This window comes from Floridaenema fluviatile BLCC-F154, from assembly GCF_041929135.1.
In the GTDB taxonomy this organism is placed as follows: domain Bacteria; phylum Cyanobacteriota; class Cyanobacteriia; order Cyanobacteriales; family Aerosakkonemataceae; genus Floridanema; species Floridanema fluviatile.
The window spans coordinates 63,983-84,071 of record NZ_JBHFNS010000036.1 but is presented as its reverse complement, the minus strand read 5'-3'; the positions used below and the strand labels follow the sequence as shown (position 1 = coordinate 84,071).

General features: G+C 40.2%; 20 protein-coding genes. 8 read left to right on the top strand and 12 right to left on the bottom strand.

Features of this window, described 5'->3' with window-relative positions; genetic code table 11:
- Nucleotides 1-45: 45 nt before the first annotated feature.
- Nucleotides 46-1,275, top strand: a complete 1,230-nt coding sequence (locus ACE1B6_RS08275; RefSeq protein WP_413256778.1) for a methionine gamma-lyase family protein — start codon at nucleotides 46-48, stop codon at nucleotides 1,273-1,275.
- Nucleotides 1,276-1,390: 115 nt separating this feature from the next.
- Nucleotides 1,391-2,164, top strand: coding sequence for a class II glutamine amidotransferase (locus ACE1B6_RS08270; RefSeq protein WP_413256777.1), 774 nt, complete (start codon nucleotides 1,391-1,393; stop codon nucleotides 2,162-2,164).
- Nucleotides 2,165-2,286: 122 nt separating this feature from the next.
- Here the strand turns inward: ACE1B6_RS08270 and uvsE are convergent, their stop codons facing one another.
- From uvsE to ACE1B6_RS08250, 4 genes are all read right to left on the bottom strand, one after another.
- Nucleotides 2,287-3,216 (bottom strand): UV DNA damage repair endonuclease UvsE, encoded by a 930-nt coding sequence (uvsE, locus tag ACE1B6_RS08265; RefSeq protein WP_413256776.1) that lies wholly within the window; start codon nucleotides 3,214-3,216, stop codon nucleotides 2,287-2,289.
- Entirely contained in the window at nucleotides 3,213-3,599 is a 387-nt protein-coding gene (locus tag ACE1B6_RS08260) for a nuclear transport factor 2 family protein (protein ID WP_413256775.1), read from the bottom strand. Before ACE1B6_RS08260 ends, uvsE begins: the two co-directional genes overlap by 4 nt.
- Nucleotides 3,600-3,753: 154 nt before the next feature.
- Nucleotides 3,754-4,083: a DUF3140 domain-containing protein gene (locus tag ACE1B6_RS08255; protein ID WP_413256774.1), complete on the bottom strand. Its 330-nt coding sequence runs from the start codon at nucleotides 4,081-4,083 to the stop codon at nucleotides 3,754-3,756.
- Nucleotides 4,084-4,085: 2 nt separating this feature from the next.
- A complete protein-coding gene (locus ACE1B6_RS08250; protein WP_413256773.1) occupies nucleotides 4,086-4,301 on the bottom strand; it encodes a hypervirulence associated TUDOR domain-containing protein in 216 nt (71 codons plus the stop codon).
- 127 nt (nucleotides 4,302-4,428) lie between these two features.
- Here ACE1B6_RS08250 and ACE1B6_RS08245 point away from each other — a divergent pair, with 127 nt between their 5' ends.
- Nucleotides 4,429-4,734, top strand: coding sequence for a small RNA NsiR4-regulated ssr1528 family protein (locus tag ACE1B6_RS08245; RefSeq protein ID WP_413256772.1), 306 nt, complete (start codon nucleotides 4,429-4,431; stop codon nucleotides 4,732-4,734).
- A 19-nt stretch (nucleotides 4,735-4,753) separates the two neighbouring features.
- On the opposite strand, the gene ACE1B6_RS08240 is transcribed toward ACE1B6_RS08245, so the two are convergent.
- Nucleotides 4,754-5,089 (bottom strand): XisI protein, encoded by a 336-nt coding sequence (locus ACE1B6_RS08240; protein WP_413256771.1) that lies wholly within the window; start codon nucleotides 5,087-5,089, stop codon nucleotides 4,754-4,756.
- The gene (locus ACE1B6_RS08235; protein ID WP_413256770.1) at nucleotides 5,077-5,493 is read right to left on the bottom strand and encodes an element excision factor XisH family protein; all 417 of its coding nucleotides are present in this window, start codon (nucleotides 5,491-5,493) and stop codon (nucleotides 5,077-5,079) included. The genes ACE1B6_RS08240 and ACE1B6_RS08235 overlap by 13 nt, the downstream gene beginning before the upstream one ends.
- A gap of 41 nt (nucleotides 5,494-5,534) precedes the next feature.
- On the opposite strand from ACE1B6_RS08235, the gene ACE1B6_RS08230 reads away from it, so the two are divergent.
- The gene (locus ACE1B6_RS08230; RefSeq protein ID WP_413256769.1) at nucleotides 5,535-7,148 is read left to right on the top strand and encodes a gamma-glutamyltransferase family protein; all 1,614 of its coding nucleotides are present in this window, start codon (nucleotides 5,535-5,537) and stop codon (nucleotides 7,146-7,148) included.
- Between the two features lie 90 nt (nucleotides 7,149-7,238).
- On the opposite strand, the gene ACE1B6_RS08225 is transcribed toward ACE1B6_RS08230, so the two are convergent.
- The 4 genes from ACE1B6_RS08225 to ACE1B6_RS08210 all read right to left on the bottom strand — a co-directional run bounded on the left by ACE1B6_RS08225 (nucleotide 7,239) and on the right by ACE1B6_RS08210 (nucleotide 9,836).
- Nucleotides 7,239-7,385, bottom strand: a complete 147-nt coding sequence (locus tag ACE1B6_RS08225) for a PIN domain-containing protein (RefSeq protein ID WP_413256789.1) — start codon at nucleotides 7,383-7,385, stop codon at nucleotides 7,239-7,241.
- Between the two features lie 327 nt (nucleotides 7,386-7,712).
- Nucleotides 7,713-8,498 (bottom strand): hypothetical protein, encoded by a 786-nt coding sequence (locus ACE1B6_RS08220; protein WP_413256768.1) that lies wholly within the window; start codon nucleotides 8,496-8,498, stop codon nucleotides 7,713-7,715.
- A 317-nt stretch (nucleotides 8,499-8,815) separates the two neighbouring features.
- Nucleotides 8,816-9,631, bottom strand: coding sequence for a cobalt-precorrin-6A reductase (locus ACE1B6_RS08215; protein ID WP_413256767.1), 816 nt, complete (start codon nucleotides 9,629-9,631; stop codon nucleotides 8,816-8,818).
- A 16-nt stretch (nucleotides 9,632-9,647) separates the two neighbouring features.
- Nucleotides 9,648-9,836, bottom strand: a complete 189-nt coding sequence (locus ACE1B6_RS08210; protein ID WP_413256766.1) for a hypothetical protein — start codon at nucleotides 9,834-9,836, stop codon at nucleotides 9,648-9,650.
- Between the two features lie 714 nt (nucleotides 9,837-10,550).
- Here ACE1B6_RS08210 and ACE1B6_RS08205 point away from each other — a divergent pair.
- Both ACE1B6_RS08205 and ACE1B6_RS08200 read left to right on the top strand, forming a co-directional pair.
- Complete coding sequence (locus tag ACE1B6_RS08205; RefSeq protein ID WP_413256765.1) at nucleotides 10,551-13,115, top strand: sugar phosphate nucleotidyltransferase; 2,565 nt, start codon at nucleotides 10,551-10,553, stop codon at nucleotides 13,113-13,115.
- A gap of 142 nt (nucleotides 13,116-13,257) precedes the next feature.
- Nucleotides 13,258-13,809: a single-stranded DNA-binding protein gene (locus tag ACE1B6_RS08200; protein ID WP_413256764.1), complete on the top strand. Its 552-nt coding sequence runs from the start codon at nucleotides 13,258-13,260 to the stop codon at nucleotides 13,807-13,809.
- Between the two features lie 158 nt (nucleotides 13,810-13,967).
- Here the strand turns inward: ACE1B6_RS08200 and ACE1B6_RS08195 are convergent, their stop codons facing one another.
- Together ACE1B6_RS08195 and pheT are read right to left on the bottom strand one after the other, a co-directional pair.
- Nucleotides 13,968-14,237, bottom strand: a complete 270-nt coding sequence (locus tag ACE1B6_RS08195; protein WP_413256763.1) for a YciI family protein — start codon at nucleotides 14,235-14,237, stop codon at nucleotides 13,968-13,970.
- A gap of 83 nt (nucleotides 14,238-14,320) precedes the next feature.
- A complete protein-coding gene (gene pheT, locus ACE1B6_RS08190; protein ID WP_413256762.1) occupies nucleotides 14,321-16,822 on the bottom strand; it encodes a phenylalanine--tRNA ligase subunit beta in 2,502 nt (833 codons plus the stop codon).
- 500 nt (nucleotides 16,823-17,322) lie between these two features.
- Between pheT and ACE1B6_RS08185 the strand changes: the two genes are divergently transcribed.
- Nucleotides 17,323-18,954, top strand: a complete 1,632-nt coding sequence (locus ACE1B6_RS08185) for a serine/threonine-protein kinase (RefSeq protein WP_413256761.1) — start codon at nucleotides 17,323-17,325, stop codon at nucleotides 18,952-18,954.
- A gap of 42 nt (nucleotides 18,955-18,996) precedes the next feature.
- Complete coding sequence (locus tag ACE1B6_RS08180) at nucleotides 18,997-19,986, top strand: GDP-mannose 4,6-dehydratase (RefSeq protein ID WP_413256760.1); 990 nt, start codon at nucleotides 18,997-18,999, stop codon at nucleotides 19,984-19,986.
- The last annotated feature ends 103 nt before the right edge of the window (nucleotides 19,987-20,089 follow it).

Here is a 20,089-nt window from a genome sequence, read left to right as displayed (position 1 = left end):
GCGCGATCTGAAAATCCGCATACTTATATCGTGAATGAGGAATGAATGAACAGCTTATTAAAGCTGCTTGAAGCAGAACAGGCACTATTTCCGATTTTTTCTGGAATTGACGCTCAGGTCAAGCAAAATCTCAAAAGAGTATTATCGGCTTTTCGTCGTCATCGCGTCGGAGCCCATCACTTTGCAGGAGTTTCGGGCTATGGACATGATGATTTGGGGCGAGAAACTTTAGACAAGGTGTTCGCGGATGTGATGGGTGCGGAAGCTGCTGCGGTAAGGGTGCAGTTTGTTTCCGGTACTCATGCGATCGCTTGCGCCTTATTCGGTGTCCTGCGTCCCGGTGACGAAATGCTGGCTGTCGTCGGTTCTCCCTACGACACACTCGAAGAAGTGATTGGCTTGCGCGGTGAGGGTCAAGGCTCACTTATTGAATTTGGCATTAAATACCGAGAATTACCTCTGACGAAAGAAGGAAATGTAGATTGGGAAGCTCTCCCTCGTGCGGTAGGTGAAAAAACACGCCTGGTGTTGATCCAACGTTCTTGTGGCTATTCTTGGCGTTCTAGCCTCTCTATTGAGGAAATTGAAAAGATTATCTACCTTGTGAAGCAGCAAAACCCTAACACTGTTTGCTTTGTGGATAATTGTTACGGCGAGTTTATTGAAACCCAAGAACCAACCCATGTGGGTGCTGACTTAATAGCCGGGTCATTGATTAAAAATCCGGGGGGTACGGTGGTCACGGCGGGGGGTTACGTCGCTGGGCGGGCAGATTTGGTGGAAGCGGCTGCCTGTCGCCTGACAGCCCCCGGAATTGGCAGTGCGGGGGGTGCAAGTTTTGACCAACACCGTTTGCTATTCCAAGGTTTGTTTTTAGCACCCCAAATGGTTGGGGAGGCGATGAAGGGAACTTATTTGACTGGGTACGTATTCGATAAGTTGGGTTATCCGGTGAATCCTCCCGTTTTAGCACCTAGACGGGATGTGATTCAAGCGATTAAATTGGGTTCGGCGGAAAAATTGATTGCTTTTTGTCAGGTGATTCAGCAATATTCGCCTATTGATTCTTACGTGGAACCTATACCTTGGGAAATGCCCGGTTATGAAAGTCAGGTGGTCATGGCTGGTGGTACTTTTATCGAAGGTAGTACTTTGGAATTTTCGGCAGATGGGCCTTTGAGAGAACCTTACATTGTTTATTGCCAGGGTGGGACACATTGGACTCACGTTGCGATCGCACTTGAGGCGGCGATTGATGCGATAGGTCCTGCTTGAGGGAAAGGCAGAAGGTAAATTAAGGAAGAAGGAAAGAAAAATAAATATTGAGGTAAAAGGAACAAGGTAAAATTTTACCCAGTACCCAGTACCCAGTACCCAATCCCCAGTTACTATGTGTCAACTCTTGGGAATGAATTGCAATGTACCGACGGATATCTGTTTTTCCTTTGAAGGTTTCTCTGCTAGAGGGGGAAGAACAGATACTCACCAAGATGGTTGGGGAATTGCTTTTTTTGAAGGTTTGGGATGTCGGATTTTTTTAGATCCTAAACCTGCTGTTGCTTCTCCAATTGCGGATGTAGTCAGATGTTATCCGATTCATTCTACTCATGTGATTGCTCATATTCGCAAAGCAACTCAAGGGGAAGTTGCTTTAGAAAATTGTCATCCTTTCCGGCGCGAACTTTGGGGGAAATATTGGGTGTTTGCTCATAATGGGAATTTAGAAAATTTTCATGCCGAAAATAATGGGTTTTATCGCGCAGTTGGTGAGACGGATAGTGAGAAAGCTTTTTGTTTGATTTTGAATGAGTTGCGATCGTATTTTCCCCAAGCAAAACCGCCTTTGGCAAAACTTTATCCGGTGTTAAAGGAAGTGACGGCAAGTTTGGCAGAAAAGGGAACTTTTAATTATTTACTTTCTGATGGTTCAGATTTTTTTGCTCATTGTTCGACGAATCTTTGGTACATTGTAAGACAAGCGCCTTTTGCTGCTGCTCATTTAATCGATCAAGATGTGACGGTGGATTTTCAAAAGTTGACTACTCCGAACGATCGTGTAGCAATTATTGCCACTACTCCTTTAACTGATAATGAAGTTTGGACGCAAATTAAACCAGGAGAATTGTTAGTTTTTCAGGATGGAATGGTTAAATTATTTGGTTAATTGTCATTGGTAAACTGGAGTTATTGTCACAGATGAAATTTTGTTTTTTTAACCACAGATATCCACAGATAAACACAGATGAACACAGATGAACACAGATGTTTTTTGTGATGTGCCAATGATTAATGACTGATGACTAATGGCAACCATTCTTGGCGTAATTTTTCGATCGCTTGTTCTTTGAGTTTTGCTTCTATTTCGATCCAAGGTGCTGATTTATAAGCATCTGGCATTACTGTGATTAAGTCGCTATGATGTGGATCGTTGAAGGATTCTTTGCCGTTGGAAATATGAACTAGTTGCCATTCTGGTTTAGGCCAAGTTGTTTGGGCTTTGGCTAACATTTCGGCTATACTGGGATGGTCGTAACTATCAAGTTTTTCGTGGATTAGATGATGGTGAGCATCAAAAACCATTGGGATATTTGCGGCGCGACAAATGTCGAATATTTCGCTGGCGCTGTAGGCGTATTCGTCGTTTTCTAAGGCGATTCTAGAACGAATTGTTTCTGGTAAATTGGTGATTACATTAATTAGTCTTTCGGCGCGATCGCTTTTTCCGCCATGTATTTCCATTACTGTCCAAGGGGAACGTGGTAAACTTAATAAATCTAAAATTCTGGCATGAGTATTCAGAATTTTAATGCTGTTTTCAATAACTTCTGGTTTGTCGGAACTTAAAACGACAAATTGATCGGGATGAATCACAATTCTAATATTTAATTGCTGGGCGCGATCGCCAATTTTGCCCAATTCTTCTGTAAATTCTGTTAAGATATCTTCGCCAAGGGTGTCGTCAGCAAAGGGAAATAATGCAGAAGTAATCCGATATAATTTAATGTTGTTAGCTACACAAAAAGCGATCGCACTATTGAGTCGCTGCAAGTTGTCTGCATATAATTCTCTTAACACCTTTGCTTGTTCATCTGGTGTTAATGATAATAATCTTTTGCGAGTAACAGTTCGATAACGCACTTTATCGGATGAAGTAATGCAGACTAAACCTAAGTTTGGTAAGGTGGTTGTGCGATCGTTTTTTGTGCTCAAATTCATTGTTTCGCGCCTTGGGGTAAAAAAGCAGCTGAATCATAATAGGTACGGAAACGCTGTACCTTTCCATCTACTGTTTCGATAATACTCACACCTTGATATTTTAGCGGTTCACCTGATGTTAAACTACCTTCAGAAGTCCACTCTAACACAGCAGAACCATTACTTTCTACCACATTGGTAAATTTAGAATGAATTTGCTGAAAAACTGACAAATATTTTTGCCAAAAGCGTCTAGCACCATCTTTTCCTTGTAGCGGCGATGGAGTTGCCAGATTACTTAATTCCGCATTTTCAGTAAACAGAGAAACCAAAGGTTCAACATTCTTGTTTTCCTCGATTTGCTGAAGAGTTTGCATAAATTTCTCAGCAGTTTCGCTTGCCATTTTTATTTTACTCCTTTATATCAATTACTTAAATTTTTGCTACAGATGCTTGGGATGGGCGGGTTTTGACTTAAATTTTATTGCTGGGTTTTCGCACCCTTTTGCTAAACCCGCCCCTACTGATTTGGTCATTCTTATCTGTAAAGAAAATTACTTATTTTAGCGGATCGTGTCCCCAATTCATTAGAGAATATCGCCAGCGAGAATCTTCAATATCACTTGATGGTTTTTGCGCGGAATGACGTTTGATGTAACTCACAACTCGCTGCATTTGGGAGATATCATCATCGGTGTAATTTGCTTCTTTCTTTTGCAAAATATCGACAATATATCTACCAGACTCATGTCCAATTGATTCGCTATTTCCGTCTTTTTGTCCAACTGATTTTGACTCATCTGTTTTGAGCCAATTTTCCATTTCTTTCGCCGTCATATTGACGTTTTGTTGAAATTCATCAATCACAGTTTGCGAGTCTTTACTCATTTTTATTCCTCAATTTTCTGCAAAGATTCGGGTTTATGTGCCGCTTCTTTCCCGGATTTATCGCTTTCTACCAAGTATTCTGGGTTATCTTCAGAAGCAGCAACATGATGACTTTTAATATCTGTTGGTGAAGTCAGTTTTTCTTTCACTTCGCCTTGAGTTTTCCCTTGGGAAGTCTTCCATTCCACCTTGTCGCCTTTTTTTAATTCGTCTGCCAAAATTTTGCTCCGATTTCGCTACACCTCTATTTGTTACATTGTGTTAACATTACCAAATTAAACATCAACCGAAATATAGAGATCGCAATTCTGGTAAAATATTCCTGTCGTTAATTGCTACTTTCTCATGTCTCCTGAAACTACCCCAGAATCACCCAGTACTAAAGGTGCAGATGCGATCGATGAAGCTATTGCTAAAGGAATAGATTTTGATGGATCTCCCATTCCTACTGAAAAGTTAGATCTTTATAATCAAGTTATGGGATTGGAAGCGGGGAGACAACGTAGCGGAGTTAGCAATACAATGCGATCGCGAATTGTCAGAATTGGCGCAAAACACATTCCCCAAGATGAACTCAACCAAAAGCTAATTGATGCAGGTTTTGCACCTTTAAAAGACAAAGAAATTGCCTTCTTTTACGGTGGTAAATAAAATCTAAATTGGATATCAGTTAACTGACTGCATATTCCGTAAATTGCCTAATGTCAGCGGGATGAAAGGCAAGAACAATCCGGTTTTTAGGAATACCAGCGTTGACGAGATCGTTAGCAATTCCATCTTCGGTTCCGTCGCGCTGAATCCAGATTTTTTCGTCAATAATATCAATATGGATTAGGCAACCATGCACCCGTTTTTTGTTTTCCCATCCGAGAGTTAGTAACAAATAATGGTTTTTATTTTCATCAATAATTAACTGTCTTTCTAGTTGTCCATAAGCATAAGGAAGTTGAGCATATTCAATGAGTATGTTTTGGAGAATTTGCCGATAATTATCTAAGGTATCCATTGGAGAATCACCTCTTGTTCCGAATCAAAAACCAGTAAACGAAGACGCTGATTTTCTAAGAGAATTTTTCCTATAGGTTCTTCAAATAAATCAGAAAAAGTTTCTTGACGAATTGCCAGGTATAAGCGGCGATTTGGTTCTAAACGATTGAGAATATCATAGTATAGAATGTATTGTCCCAAAGCGTTCTCTAGATTTGCTACTGGAGAAGCACCAATAAAGCTTTTAATCTCAACTGCGATTTTTTGCTCACCTTTTTCCGCAGCTATGAGTTTTTTTGCTCCTAAATCAATATATAAATCTCTGGTTCCCCATTTTAAAATAAAAGGATCGTCAGTAATGTTCCAACCATCTTTTAAAAGAGCATTCTTAACTGTATTGTGATAAATATCTTTAGCTGGCATTGACTGTTAATAGCAAGCATTCATTTATATAATATAGAATTATGTCTCAAAAATTAGAAAACACAGAAAACTTAACTACCTACCCTTACCCATCACAAAGAAAAGTAATAATGGGAAAGCGAGGTGCAGTGGCGACGAGTCAAAACCTCGCAACTTTAGCGGGAATAGAAATGTTATTAGCTGGGGGAAATGCGGTGGATGCAGCTGTAGCAATGGCGATCGCACTCACCGTAGTAGAACCCACCTCTAACGGCATAGGTTCTGATGCTTTTGCTATAGTTTGGGATGGCAAATTACATGGTTTAAATGCTTCAGGAAAAAGCGCCAAATCTCTACCTTTAGCAGCATTTACAAACTTAACAGAAATCCCCTCAAATGGATGGTTGCCTGTAACAGTTCCCGGCGCGGTTTCTGCTTGGCGAAACTTATGGGAACGTTGGGGAAAATTGCCTTTTGAACAGTTATTTTCTCCGGCAATTCGCTATGCTGAAAATGGTTTTCCTGTCTCTCCAGTAACAGCAGAAGCTTGGCAACGTGCGGAAAGAATATTTTTACCTTTAAATCGTCCTGAATTTCAACATTTTAAACAAGTATTTTTTCCCAAAAACCGGGCACCGAAAGCGGGGGAAATTTGGGGGAGTGAGTTGCATGGGAGGACTTTGAGATCGATCGCAAATTCTGGCGGCGAAAGCTTTTACAATGGAGAAATTGCCCAAAAAATTGCTAATTTTGCGGCGGATACTGGCGGTTTTTTAACTACAGATGATTTGCGAAACCATTTAGCAGATTGGGTAGAACCAATTTTGACAAACTATCGAGATTTAACAGTTTGGGAAATTCCTCCCAACGGACAAGGAATTGCTACTTTAATGGCATTAAATATTTTAGAAGGTTTTGATATTGCTCAATATCCCCGTGAATCTGTCGAGAGTTATCATTTACAAATTGAAGCGATGAAATTAGCATTTGCTGACGTTCGTCGCCATGTTGCTGATATCAGATTTATGACAGTTGCAGCAGAACACTTGTTAGATAAAAGCTATGCTGCTGAACGTAGAAATTTAATTAATGATACTGCGATTCCCTTAGCTGAACCTGGACTTCCGAAAGGTGGAACTGTTTATTTAGCAGCAGCAGATGGGGAATTAATGGTTTCTTTTATTCAATCGAATTTTGAAGGTTTTGGTAGTGGAATATTAGTTCCTGAAACGGGAATTGCTTTGCATAATCGCGGATTGGGTTTTACTTTAGAAGCGGGACATCCTAATCAAATTGCCCCAGAAAAACGCCCATTTCATACTATTATCCCTGGATTTTTAACAAAAGGCGATCGACCATTAGGCCCCTTTGGAGTTATGGGAGGGCCAATGCAACCTCAAGGACATTTACAAGTAATATTAAATATGGCGGATTATGGCATGAATCCTCAAGCAGCTTTAGATGCGCCACGCTGGTTTTTTGTAGCTGGAAATAGAGTTTTATTAGAAAAAAGTGTTTCGCCAAAAATAGCTGAATTATTATTAGCAAAAGGTCATGAAGTGCGAGTAACTAAAAATACGTCTTTGTTTGGCAAAGGTCAAATTATCCTACGGGAAAACGATGTATTTATTGCAGGTTCGGAACCTCGTGCTGATGGAATGGCGATCGCATTTTAATTAGCTACCCAGATAGATCCCCGACTTTTCCTTAAATGAGTGTACTGTAAACGGTACAAGTGAGTATTGTGGTGAGGATAAAGCTTCTTATTATGTGGTTTTCCAACATTCAACGTTTAGTTGCCTTGCTTTGGATATTTGTTTAAAATCGGAATCTTCAGACACAATTGTAAGATTATGCTGTATTGCAGTGCAAGCAATCCATAAGTCATTCAGTCTTACGCCAGCATCTTCTATTTTAAATTTCCTACGTTTTGCTTTGTCTTTAGGGGCAAAGAAATTAAAAATACTTGCATATAGTTCTCCCTATATCTTCGATGTTTCTTTATCTACTGGATAAATAAATTCAGTGAATTTTTTTACAAACTCTTCTACCTTGTTTAAGTTTTCTGCTTTTCTTTCAGACTTCTGTGCCATAAGTATTAATTCTCCATAAATTATGCTATTTATAAATATTTTACTGTCCTCCGGTAGATTCATTAAGTGATTCAGCACATTAGAATCTCTTTGTATAAAAATAAAAGTACAATGGTTAGTGTCCAACAAATACACAACTACTCCTAATTAACGAATTTCGTTGACAAACTCTAAACATTCTTCGAGGTCATCCCCAGCCCAACCTCCTTCTGAAGTTTCCAGAAACTTCAGAATGTTTTTAATGGTCGGTCTATTTTTTTCTTTTTTTGTTTCTACTGTTTTTTCAAATTGTTCTACTAACCAAATAAGTGTGACAGCACTTACATATATGTAATGTCTAATTTTTTCATAATCTTCTTTTAATGTCTGTTCTATTTGTACCTCATTTTGGTTTATTTGTTTTTTAATTTCTTCACTTAATTGAAGTACGTCGTACCCCAAAGCTTTCAATTCTTCGTGATTTTGTAAATCAATATTGCTGGGGTAATTTGTAACTCCTTTAACTATTAAGTCTATACCTGATGAAATATTGAGTAAGTAATCCATATATGTTTCATGTTTGTCTATATCGTAAAGAAAATATAGACCTAACCGGAGTTGTGATTGTGTATAATTAATTAAGTAAATCTCTTTAAGTAATCGGCAGTCTTCATCGCTAAGAAAATCTCGATATTTTTCTAGAAAATTATGACTCAATTGGGCTAAATTTTCTAGTTTCCTAGCTCCTGGTAGTAACTCAATCAATGATTCTTTAGAATTATTAAATTCAATTATCGTTTCCCAAATTTTTTTTGATTCGTCAACAAATCCTTCGGGTGCTTCACTCTTCTTATTGATAAGTGCTTCTAAAGTACTTAAAATTCCTTCTATATTTTCTTTGTAAGCAGTTTCATGTTTTATTCTCTCAATAGCTGTTATTAAATTTTGTCTCATTGTTTTCTCCAATTTTTGTTATTACAAAGCTAAACATATATTCTGTATTTGAAGCATACTATTATTTTGGCATAAACTATGTCTATAAATACTGATTTTAATCTTTAATCAAGAAATAGTGTAAGGAGAATCCAGCATGACCAAGAAATCCCTTAGACTTAATTCCGAACACCTATCTGGTGATTAGGTGATTGTGACCGCCTGTTATTGCGTACAGGCGGTCACAATCACCTAAACTCAATATCCATAATGCTTTTAGGGAAATAATTAAGAGATTGTTTCCCTAAGATTTCTCTACCTGTCATCATTTGTCACTTTTAGGCGAGTTTCCCCGTGTGTTGCTGACAAAAAGCGATCGCTTCCCCCAAATCACTAGTAACTTGAGGATAAGTGATAATTGGCGGTTCAATTATTACTAAACTAACTCCTAATTCTGCTGCTAATTGCCGTTTAATATCCTCTCCCCCAGGCGTACCAGAAGCTTTGGTTACTACCATTGAAATTTGCCAATGTCGCCAAAGTTCTCTTTCTAAATTCAGCGGAATTGGCGGACGCATAGCAAATAATTTATCTTGGGTAAAACCAGCTGTTAAAGCAGCTGCAATAGAAGTTGTAGCAGGTAAAACTCTGGCGAATAAAGTCGATCGCTCATGCCAATCTCTAAACAAAGGCAAAACCTTATACCCCACAGTAAAAAGCACCCTTTCCCCTACTAAATATTCCCCCGTTACTAACCTCTCAAAACTATCCAAATAAATTAATTTGCCCCTCTGCCCCTCTGCCCCCCTGCCCCCCAGCCCACACCTGGGGCGCTCAAAACGCAAATAAGGAATATTTTTTTGAGAGCAAGCGGCGATCGCATTTTGGGAAATTTCCGCTGCGTAAGGATGAGACGCATCCAAAACCGCAATAATATTTTGTTCGGCTAAAAATTGATTGATTTGAGATAAATTGAAACGCCCTACCCAAACTTGCAGCAAAGGCGAAATTGGATAGAGCGATCGAGCATTTTCAGTAGTCACAGAAATTAGCAAAGGCAGCTGAACTGAGAGCAGTGCCTTTGCCAATTTAGCACTTTCCCCAGTGCCACCAATTAACCAGATTCGTTTGTGACTTTCTGAATTAAGTTGCAACAGCTGACTCTCTCAGTTAACCTTTCAGGGCTTTTGTAAAATTGCGGCGAAAAGATCTATTCACCATTAACACAGGCCATAATAAGGCTAAAGAGATACGAGTCGGCAAACTGCGTTGGAAGTTTGTTCTTTCAAAACCAGTCCAGAACTTCCAAACGCCTCCCACGTAAACCACCACTAATGCTACAAGAATTAACTTACCCATATCATCTCCTACAACTCTACTTATATCTTAATTTCTGCATCTGAAAGTAGCATTCTTTACCCAGGATAGCAAATAGGATATTTAACTGACGACTTTGATATAATCAGAACGCAGCCTTCAATTAAAATGTAACTGATTAAATAAATTTTTGCTTTACTCTCCCTGAAAGTTTTATGAGATGCAAACAAAGCAAGTAATTTAGGATCGCTCCAAATTTTGGCGGACAAATCAACAGGATCAATTATTGATTTAGACCTATTTAATCGTAATTGCGACGACTTAACTGATTTGCTAAAAAATGTTTAACAAAAACTCTCTGTGGGGAAACCAGAGAGATAATGGTGATTGCGACGCTAGCTGTAACTTCTCTGTTAGTTAAAAACTCAAAGCCAAGCTCAGCATCTAACCTAAAAGTTAGTAATATTTGTGCGGAAAAATTATAAAAAGCAATCTGCCCAAAAAGAGAACTGGACAAGCTAACTAAACAGAGAGGTGATTCTAATAATTCGTTAGTAATGAGCAAAAATACTTGATAGGAATTGAACCAAGTCCGAGAAAATTAGTTAAACTTATCTAACAGTCCAGATGTAATTAATCACAAACAGACAAAACATCAGGGGCAAAGTGAATCAAAACTTTAGTGGGGAAACCTAACTATCACTAAACCCGCCCTAATTTCTAAACAGTAATTAACCAGATAAAATAGGAGGATTTATGCGGGCAGTGCTGATGGCTGGCGGATCGGGAACAAGATTAAGACCGCTAACCTGCGATCTCCCAAAACCAATGGTTCCGATACTTAATAGACCGATCGCAGAACATATCATTAACTTACTGAAAAAACATCGAATTACAGAAGTAATTGCCACCTTACATTATTTACCAGATGTAATTCGCGATTACTTTCATGATGGTAGCGAATTTGGCGTACAAATGACCTACGCAGTAGAAGAAGACCAACCTTTAGGAACCGCGGGATGCGTCAAAAATATTGCCGAACTTTTAGACCAAACATTTCTGGTAATTAGCGGTGATTGTATTACTGACTTCGACTTAAGCGCCGCCATTGTCTATCATAAAAGGAATCAATCAAAAGCTACCATAGTTCTAACTCGCGTACCTAATCCGATCGAATTTGGTGTAGTAATTACAGATGAAGATGGACAGATAAAGCGATTTTTAGAAAAACCCTCTACCAGTGAAATCTTTTCCGATACAGTCAACACAGGTATTTACATTTTAGAACCAGAAGTTTTAGAATTTTTACCACCTAACCAAGAGAGCGATTTTTCCAAAGATTTATTTCCCTTGTTACTAGAACAAGGAATACCAATGTATGGCTATATTGCCGAAGGTTACTGGTGCGATGTCGGTCACTTAGACGCTTATCGAGAAGCACAATACGATGGATTATGTGGCAAAGTTAAATTAGAAAAAGCTTACGAAGAACGATACGCTTCCGCTACATTACCGCGATCGACCTACGCCGGAGAATCAGGAATTTGGATCGGACAAAATTCCTACATCGATCCTACCGCTCAAATTGAAGCACCAGCATTAATTGGAGACAACAGCCGCATTGGGCCAAGAGTACAAATAGAAGCCGGAACCGTCATTGGCGACAAAGTAACTATTGGTGCAGAAGCCAACTTAAAACGCCCAATAATTTGGAATGGCGCAATAGTTGGAGAAGAAGCACAACTGAGTGCTTGCGTGCTCGCTAGAGGGACAAGAGTCGATCGACGCGCCCAAGTTTTAGAAGGCGCAGTGGTTGGTTCTTTGTCCACAGTCGGAGAAGAAAGCTTAGTTAGTCCAGGGGTTCGAGTTTGGCCCAGTAAACAAATTGAATCTGGCGCTACCTTGAACATTAACTTAATTTGGGGACAAAGAGCCACCCGAAATTTATTTAGTCAAAGAGGCGTTTCTGGATTAGCAAATATTGATATTACTCCAGAATTTGCGGTTAAATTAGGTGCCGCTTACGGTTCCACTTTAAAACCCGGATCGCAAGTAGCAGTTTCCCGCGATCAACGTAGCATTGCCCGCATGGTTTCACGTTCTTTTATTGCGGGTTTAATGTCAGTGGGAGTTCATGTACAAAACTTAGAAGCTACAGCGATTCCGATTACTCGCACCGTAATTTCTACCTTGCCAGTAGTCGGCGGAGTTCACATTAGAATTCATCCCGAACGTCCCGATCATATTTTGATTGAGTTCGTAGATTTGAAAGGAATTAATATTTCCAAAGCCCAAGAAAAGAAAATCGAAGGAGCATATTTTAAAGAAGATTTACGCCGTGCCCAAATAGATGAAATTGGCAATATGGCTTATCCCAGTCAGGTGATGGATATTTACAGCACCAGTTTTGAACAACACCTCACAACTCAAGCAATTCGCCATAGTAATTCCAAAGTAGTAATTGACTATGTTTATGCGGTTTCTGGGGCAGTATTGCCGCAATTGTTAGCTAAGTTTGGTTGCGATGCAGTAGTATTAAATGCTTCCTTGAATCAAACAGCTGTTTCCGCAGTGGAAAGAGAAGCATTGTTACATCAACTCGGTCATGTAGTAGAAGCATTAAAAGCTAATTTTGGCGTACAAGTATCGGGAAATGGCGAACAGTTAATTTTAGTTGATGAAACTGGTACGCCAATTCGCGGAGAAATGTTAACTGCTTTAATGGTAGATATGATTCTCACCGCTAATCCAAGAGGAACTGTAGTAGTTCCCGTTGATACTTCCAGTGCTGTAGAACAAATTGCCCGCCGACATGATGGTAAAGTAATTCGGACGAAAGCTAATCCGAGTGCTTTAATGGAAGCTTGTCAAACTAATTCTCATGTAGTGTTAGGTGGTTCCGCAGAAATGGGATTTATTTTCCCGCAATTGCATCCGGGATTTGATGCCATGTTCTGCATTGCTAAGCTGATTGAAATGTTAACAATTCAAGAACGATCGCTCGGCACAATTCGCGAAGACTTGCCGCTAGTTTACCATAAAAATCAAACAGTGCGTTGCCCTTGGACAGTGAAAGGAGCATTAATGCGCTACTTAGTAGAAACTCATCCCGCTGAATCTTTAGAATTAATTGATGGGGTGAAAATTTGCTCATTAACAGATGATAGTTGGGTGTTACTTTTACCTGATGCTGGCGAACCATTAGTGCATATTTTCGTCAACAGTAGCGATCGCAGTTGGGTCGATCGGACCTTAAAAGACTACCGCTTTAAAGTGCAAAACTTTGTTGACCAAGAACAGCGAGAACAAGCAATTAAATAGTTAGTTTGGTAATCGGTAATTCCTAGTTGGTAATTGGTAAAAAAATTCCGAAAATTATCAATTACCAAGTAGATCGACCAAAAAAGTTGTAAAATAGGAATAATGCCGAAAAAATCCCAGAATCCTTACCCAAAATTTAGTTATGAATAGCTGCATTTTAATGGCTGAGGTCGTACAAGATCCGCAACTAAGATATACACCCGATAACCTCCCTGTTGCTGAAATGTTAGTTCAGTTTTCTGGTTTAAAACCTGACGATCCTCCAGCTAACTTAAAAGTAATCGGATGGGGAAATTTAGCCACAGAAATTCACGAACGCTGTCACCGCGGTTTGCAAGTAGTTATTGAAGGTCGTTTAGGAATGATCAACTACGAACGTAAACCAGAAGGTTTTAAAGAAAAACGTGCAGAATTAACCGCCCAGAAAGTTCATTATTTAGGTGCTACTAACAATTTTGCTGCGGCAACAACAGATACCACAACAGCTAGAAATGAAGCTACAAATAGCGATCGAGACTATTATCATTCCAGCAATGTAGCAACTAAAAACAACACATCTTTTGCTACTGCTACTACCAATACTGCCACTATTTCCGAAGAAAATGATGCACCTTTCCCCGCTGTTCCTACCACCTCTACACCAAAGCCTACAACTCCGGTAAATCCACCAGATGTAGATGATATTCCTTTTTAAATTCTCCTCCTCTTTCGTTGTGAACACTTCAGTGTTCCACTAAGCAGAATGTACGACTGAAGTCGCTACAACGAACAATTTGTCGTTGGTCATTAGTGGATAGAAAGTTAAATTTAAATCTCTCTTTCTTTCAATGACAAATGACCAATGACAAATGACTAAATTGCCTGAATCCACTCTTTAACTTCGTACTCTGTCCAAATACCATTTTGCCAATAAGGATCGGTTTCAACTAACTGGCGAACGGTAGCTTCGTCTGCTGCTTCGTAAATGGCAAACACTTTTGTTAAGTCTTGAGTTGGACCAATTGTAATTAAAACACCTGACTCTTTTTGTTTTGCTAAACCGTCTAAATGTGCTTGTCGATAGGGTGCTCTTTTTTCCAGAACATCCTCACAATAACTTCCCCACATCACGTATTTTGTCATAATCTAAATTTCCAGAAATCAGGTGTAATATAGCACAAGCGAGATCCCCGACTTGTTGAAGAAGTCGGGGATCTGTCTAATCACTAACTTCTGAGAGTGACTTGGAATTTTTCGGTTAAAGCTTCTCGAACTTGTTGATGTACAGATTCGATATCTTCTTCTGTGAGAGTTCGATCGCCCGCCCGATAAATCAACCGAAATGCTAAACTTCGTTGTCCTTCGGGCACACTTTCACCGAGATATTGATCGAACAATTCCACTGATTCTAATAAAGTACCAGCGGCTTTTGCCATTACCCGTTCCATTTCTGCTACAGAAACTTTTGTGGAGGCGAAGAAAGCAATATCGCGATCGGATGCTGGATAACTAGAATAGGGTTTTAAAACCGGAGTCAGAATTTCATCTTGATTCATCTGATCTAGTAATACATCCAGGTCTAATTCAAACACATAAACTGCATCAGGAAGACCTTTTTCTTGACGTATTTGGGGATGAAGTTGTCCGAAAGTTCCTAAGCGATCGCCCTGTACCCATAAAGAAGCAGTTCGTCCCGGATGTAAGCGAGAATCACGGCAATCAGGTTGATATTCAACATTAATTCCTAACTTTTGAAACACACTTTCTAACATACCCTTGGCTTCATACCAAGTCATTGGTTCTGACTTTCCAGAATTTACCCAACGACCTACTGTAGGATCGCCACCGATAATTCCCGCTAAAGAATCAGCTTCCATTAATCCATCTTCTTCACTCCAGAAAATCCGCCCGATTTCAAAGCCATTTAAAGCGCCATTTCCTTGCTCTAAATTATATTGGAAACTATCAATTAATCCCGAAATTAAATCATTGCGTAAAGCGGAGTATTCGCTAAACATTGGGTTACGCAATTTGATTTGTCCGTCACCTTCAGCTTTACCCAAAGAGTAATGGACTAATTCAGTTAACCCTGCACCTCGTAAAGCTTCCCGCAATTTACGAGTTAACATTTGGTCAATAGAAAGATACCCAGGTTCCGTTTCTTCTGGTAACTCTATACTGAAATTATCGTAACCGTAAAGACGGGCAATTTCTTCGATTAAATCGATTTCCCGTTCCAAGTCTCGATAACGGTAAGGTGGTACAGTAACTAACCAAATTCCTTCTTCTTCAGTGGGTTTAATTTCGCATCCCAAAGATGTCAGAATTGTCCGAATATCTTCTGGTTGTAATTCGCCAAGTTCTTCGCCTAAATCTATAGGGCCTAAAATTTGATTGACGCGATCGAGCCGTAATTCGATCGATCTAGTCCAAGCAGATTGATTCGGACGATTATCGGCGATTTCTTGTGCTATGGACGTAGGGGCGGGTTTTGATTTTATGCTTTCTGTCGAGCAAGAAAGGTTATTCACTAAACCCGCCCCTACAGCTAATTCCGAAATTAAACCGATCGCCCGCCGACAAGCTAATTCTAATTCCGCCTGATTTACACCTCTTTCGTAACGTCCCGAAGCTTCCGTTCGCATTCCCAAACTGCGTGCCGAACGCCGAATTGCTGTAGGGTCGAATAACGCCGCTTCTAACATGATACTTTGAGTTTGTGCGGAAACTTCCGTTTCTTCACCACCCATTACCCCAGCTAAAGCAACTGGTCGATCGTTAGCAGTAATTAACAAAGCTTGCGGCTGTAAATTCCGCGTTTGTCCATCTAATGTTTTTAAAGATTCCTCAGTTTTAGCCAAACGAACTCCAATAGTTAGAGAATCTTTGCCCGTAACTTTCTGTAAACTTTGGCGATCGAAAGCGTGCAGAGGTTGTCCCCATTCCAAAAGTACATAATTGGTAATATCTACCACATTATTAATCGGTCTAATTCCTGCCCCTTGTAACCTTTGTTGTAACCAATCTGGGGAAGGACCAATTTTGACATTTTCAATTACTGTACCAATATAAGCCGGACAAGCTTGGGGTTCTGCAATTTTTAAACTTAAAACCTCTTTGTTTCCTCCAGGAATGTTACTTTCTGGAACTTCCGGTAACTTCAAAGTTGCCCCAGTTAAAGCTGCCACTTCTCGCGCTATGCCAATCATACTTAAAGCGTCAGCACGATTAGCGGTTGCTGTCAAGTCTAGAATCACATCATCTAAACCTAACAGTGGGCGAACATCGCCGCCTAATGGCCCACTTTCTGGGTCAAAACTATGAATTCCCGATGATTCTTTTTCTAAGCCTAATTCTGCTAAAGAACAAATCATCCCTTCCGATCGCACACCGCGTAATTTAGTCGATCGCAATTTTAAATCCACCTTCGGCAAGTATGTGCCAATAGTTGCCACTGGCACAAACAGATCGGTCTTGACATTAGCCGCGCCACAGACAATATTTAAAGGTGTACCTGAGCCAATATCCACCTCGCAAACTCTCAGCTTGTCGGCGTTGGGGTGGGGTTGACAACTCAGTACCTTACCCACTACCACACCATCAGCCCAAGTGCGACGGTCTTCAATGTCTTCTACTTCAAACCCAGCCATAGTTAGCTTATGGGCTAATTCTTCCGGGGTGATGGTGAAATCTACCAGTTCCCGCAACCAGTTCAGAGAGATCCGCATTGCTAAAATGTTTTTACCATTATCAGACTGTTTATTTTACATCTCTATCAGAAGATCGCCCATCTTGTTAAGATAAGAAATAATGTATATGGGTGTACTTAGTGGGTCAGTGATAACTCTCACATCAGAAGCCCCCATTTGTTTAAATGTTAATCAATTAATCTTTTTTGTCCTGCCAGTGGGCAAGCCGCCGAAAAAGAAGCGCCAAAAGAAAGGTTCAATGTATCATTTTCTCAGTTTCACCCCTAACATTGCTAAATTTATTTGTTAGTTTTCCATTGCCAAGGGGTACTCTAACTATGGATAGGTTAGTTTTTATGTAATTTAAACGGGGGTGAATGTAGAAGAATTTAAGAAGACTTCACACAATTAGATGTTGCTTAATCAAGTCTTTAATTGATTTATTGCATACATAACACTGTAATTGTTGATTTTAGCCCGGATAATAAAAATAGGGCGCTCAAAGAATACTGAATGATCCTCTTTGCGAGTGACGCTGAATGAGCTATTGCTTAAATCCAGCCTGTCCTAATCCAGAAAACCCAGACCACGTAGAAAGTTGCCAAGCTTGTGGTTCACAACTCTTGCTGCGCGATCGCTATCGTGTAATCAAACCTCTGGGTCAGGGTGGCTTCGGAGCTACATTTCTAGCTAACGATCAAATGTTGCCGGGAGAACCCAGTTGTGTGATTAAACAACTCCGTCCTACCGCTACCGCACCTCACGTTTTTCAAATGGCACGCGAGTTATTTGAACGAGAGGCAAAAACACTGGGACAAATTGGTAATCATCCCCAAGTACCAAGACTGTTGGACTACTTTGAAGACCATCAGCAATTTTACTTGGTACAAGAATATGTGTTTGGGGATACTTTACAAAGAGAAGTCAAACAAAATGGCCCCTTTAGCGAAGAAGGTGTCAAACAATTCTTGAGCGAAATGCTGCCAGTACTACAGTACATTCACAGCCAAAAGGTAATTCATCGGGACATAAAACCAGCGAACTTGATTCGCCGCAACCAAGACCGCAAACTAGTATTAATCGACTTTGGGGCGGTAAAAAACCAAGTCAACCAAGCCGCAGCTAATAGCTCAGACCAAACAGCATTAACAGCTTATGCGATCGGGACACCAGGATTCGCCCCACCAGAACAAATGGCAATGCGCCCAGTTTATGCTAGTGATATTTATGCCTTGGGAGTCACTTGTATTTATCTGTTGTGCGCTAAATCTCCCAAAGATTTAGATTACAACCCCTCAACAGGGGAAATGCTTTGGGAAAAGCACGTTCGCATGGTCAATAATTTGAGCGATCATTTTGCCGCTGTGCTGCGGAAAATGTTAGAAGTATCAGTGCGCGATCGCTACCAATCCGCCAACGATGTCCTGAGAGCCTTAGACCTAGAACCATACCTTGATAGTTTAGCTCAAGGCATGATTGCTAGCCCACCACCAGGATTTTCTCCATCCCCAGCCAGTAAGTTTGGCCCAAATTCCCTAAATTCTGGAAGTGGTTCCAAAGGATCGGTATCCGCCAATTCGGTAGTTAAAGCCGCAATGGCTATTCGTGCTAGACGTACTAGGCTAGAAGGAACTGATGCTCATTCAGGAATTACTGGCTATCGAGCTAGTAGTAACAGAAATGTGGGAAACGTACCGAGTAGTGATAACTTTAGCAGCAGTAAGGCTAGAAATGTGAAGCGCAAATTAGACGCGCAAGAAGTACAAACTTCCTACAGTAAAGGCAGAAGGGACTTCGCTCAACAAAATCTCAGTTTACTCAATTTACAAAAAGTTAATTTATCAGAAGCTATTTTCCATCAAGCTAGATTAAATCGTACCAATCTTCAAGGAGCAAATTTATTTCATGCCGATTTTGGTAGGGCAAGTTTAAATCAAGCAATTCTCCGCGATGCTAACTTAGGGAGAGCTTATCTGAGTTTTGCCGATTTAGAAGGAGCAGATTTGCGTGGCGCAGATTTGAGTTACGCCCATCTGATGAATGCCAACTTAAGAGGGGCAAATCTCTGTGGCGCTAACCTCACAGGTGCCAGAATTACAGAAGAACAGTTAGCAATGGCTAAAACTAACTGGATGACAGTACGCCCTACCGGAAAACGGGGGATTTGGTAAGGGATTGGGGATTAAAAATTAAGGACTAATGACTAATTACTAATGACTAAGACAGCACTAATTACAGGAGTTACAGGTCAAGACGGCTATTACTTAAGTCGATTACTTTTGCAAAAGGGTTATCGTGTGGTCGGATTGGTATTACCGCAACGGCAAAGTAATCTGGCTAAGTTGGGTTCTCTAGTTAACAAACTAGAGGTTTATGCCGTTGATATGACTGATACTAAAGTGCTTTCCGGTTTGCTGGAACAAGTAAAACCTCAAGAAATTTATAACTTGGCTGCTCCTAGTTTTATTCCCGATTCTTGGGACGATCCTTTGGGTACTCTGGATTTAGTTACGGGAACGGCAATCCGACTTTTAACCGCAGTGCGCCAAACAGGTTTGGCAATTCGATTTTATCAAGCTAGCAGTTCGGAAATGTTTGGCAAAGTGGACTGTTCGCCTCAAGATGAAAATACTCCCTTTCGACCAATGAATCCTTATGCTGCGGCGAAATTACACGCCCATTGGACAACCGTACATCATCGCGAATATTATAATTTGTTTGCTTGCAGTGGTATTTTATACAATCATGAATCTCCTCGTCGATCGCCACAGTTTGTGACTAGAAAAGTTTGTTTAGGAGTAGCAGCGATTAAATTGGGAATTAGCGATCGCTTAGAAATAGGCAACTTAGATGCCAAACGCGATTGGGGTTATGCCGGAGATTACGTCGAAGCAATGTGGTTAATGTTGCAGCAAAAACAACCTGAAGATTACGTAATTGGCACAGGAAAACTGCACAGCGTCAAGGAATTAGTCGCTACCGCTTTTGAATCTGTGGGATTAGATTGGACTCGCTATGTGGTAGTAAATCCGAATTTAGTCCGACCTGACGAACATTTTCTCTTAGTAGCTAACTCCACAAAAGCTAAACAAAAACTAAAATGGCAACCGCAATTGAGCTTGGAAAAACTTTTAGAAAAAATGGTACACAAAGATTTAGAGCGATTGCAGAATGGGACAATTGCGGCTACTGGTAAGCCCTAAGTATGGGGAGTCTAGGGGCAAAAGTGCAAGGGTGCAAGGGTGCAAGGGTGCAGTAAAGAAAAATTAAGAGTTAGTTAGAGTTTCCCGGTGAGATCTGGGGAAT

What these genes read in the sequence shown, in the direction of transcription:
- ACE1B6_RS08275 (WP_413256778.1), top strand. Translation starts at nt 46, where the DNA reads ATGAACAGCTTATTAAAGCTGCTTGAAGCAGAACAGGCACTATTTCCG.
- ACE1B6_RS08270 (WP_413256777.1), top strand. Translation starts at nt 1,391, where the DNA reads ATGTGTCAACTCTTGGGAATGAATTGCAATGTACCGACGGATATCTGT.
- uvsE (WP_413256776.1), bottom strand. Translation starts at nt 3,216, where the DNA reads ATGAATTTGAGCACAAAAAACGATCGCACAACCACCTTACCAAACTTA.
- ACE1B6_RS08260 (WP_413256775.1), bottom strand. Translation starts at nt 3,599, where the DNA reads ATGGCAAGCGAAACTGCTGAGAAATTTATGCAAACTCTTCAGCAAATC.
- ACE1B6_RS08255 (WP_413256774.1), bottom strand. Translation starts at nt 4,083, where the DNA reads ATGAGTAAAGACTCGCAAACTGTGATTGATGAATTTCAACAAAACGTC.
- ACE1B6_RS08245 (WP_413256772.1), top strand. Translation starts at nt 4,429, where the DNA reads ATGTCTCCTGAAACTACCCCAGAATCACCCAGTACTAAAGGTGCAGAT.
- ACE1B6_RS08240 (WP_413256771.1), bottom strand. Translation starts at nt 5,089, where the DNA reads ATGGATACCTTAGATAATTATCGGCAAATTCTCCAAAACATACTCATT.
- ACE1B6_RS08235 (WP_413256770.1), bottom strand. Translation starts at nt 5,493, where the DNA reads ATGCCAGCTAAAGATATTTATCACAATACAGTTAAGAATGCTCTTTTA.
- ACE1B6_RS08230 (WP_413256769.1), top strand. Translation starts at nt 5,535, where the DNA reads ATGTCTCAAAAATTAGAAAACACAGAAAACTTAACTACCTACCCTTAC.
- ACE1B6_RS08220 (WP_413256768.1), bottom strand. Translation starts at nt 8,498, where the DNA reads ATGAGACAAAATTTAATAACAGCTATTGAGAGAATAAAACATGAAACT.
- ACE1B6_RS08210 (WP_413256766.1), bottom strand. Translation starts at nt 9,836, where the DNA reads ATGGGTAAGTTAATTCTTGTAGCATTAGTGGTGGTTTACGTGGGAGGC.
- ACE1B6_RS08205 (WP_413256765.1), top strand. Translation starts at nt 10,551, where the DNA reads ATGCGGGCAGTGCTGATGGCTGGCGGATCGGGAACAAGATTAAGACCG.
- ACE1B6_RS08200 (WP_413256764.1), top strand. Translation starts at nt 13,258, where the DNA reads ATGAATAGCTGCATTTTAATGGCTGAGGTCGTACAAGATCCGCAACTA.
- ACE1B6_RS08195 (WP_413256763.1), bottom strand. Translation starts at nt 14,237, where the DNA reads ATGACAAAATACGTGATGTGGGGAAGTTATTGTGAGGATGTTCTGGAA.
- pheT (WP_413256762.1), bottom strand. Translation starts at nt 16,822, where the DNA reads ATGCGGATCTCTCTGAACTGGTTGCGGGAACTGGTAGATTTCACCATC.
- ACE1B6_RS08185 (WP_413256761.1), top strand. Translation starts at nt 17,323, where the DNA reads ATGAGCTATTGCTTAAATCCAGCCTGTCCTAATCCAGAAAACCCAGAC.
- ACE1B6_RS08180 (WP_413256760.1), top strand. Translation starts at nt 18,997, where the DNA reads ATGACTAAGACAGCACTAATTACAGGAGTTACAGGTCAAGACGGCTAT.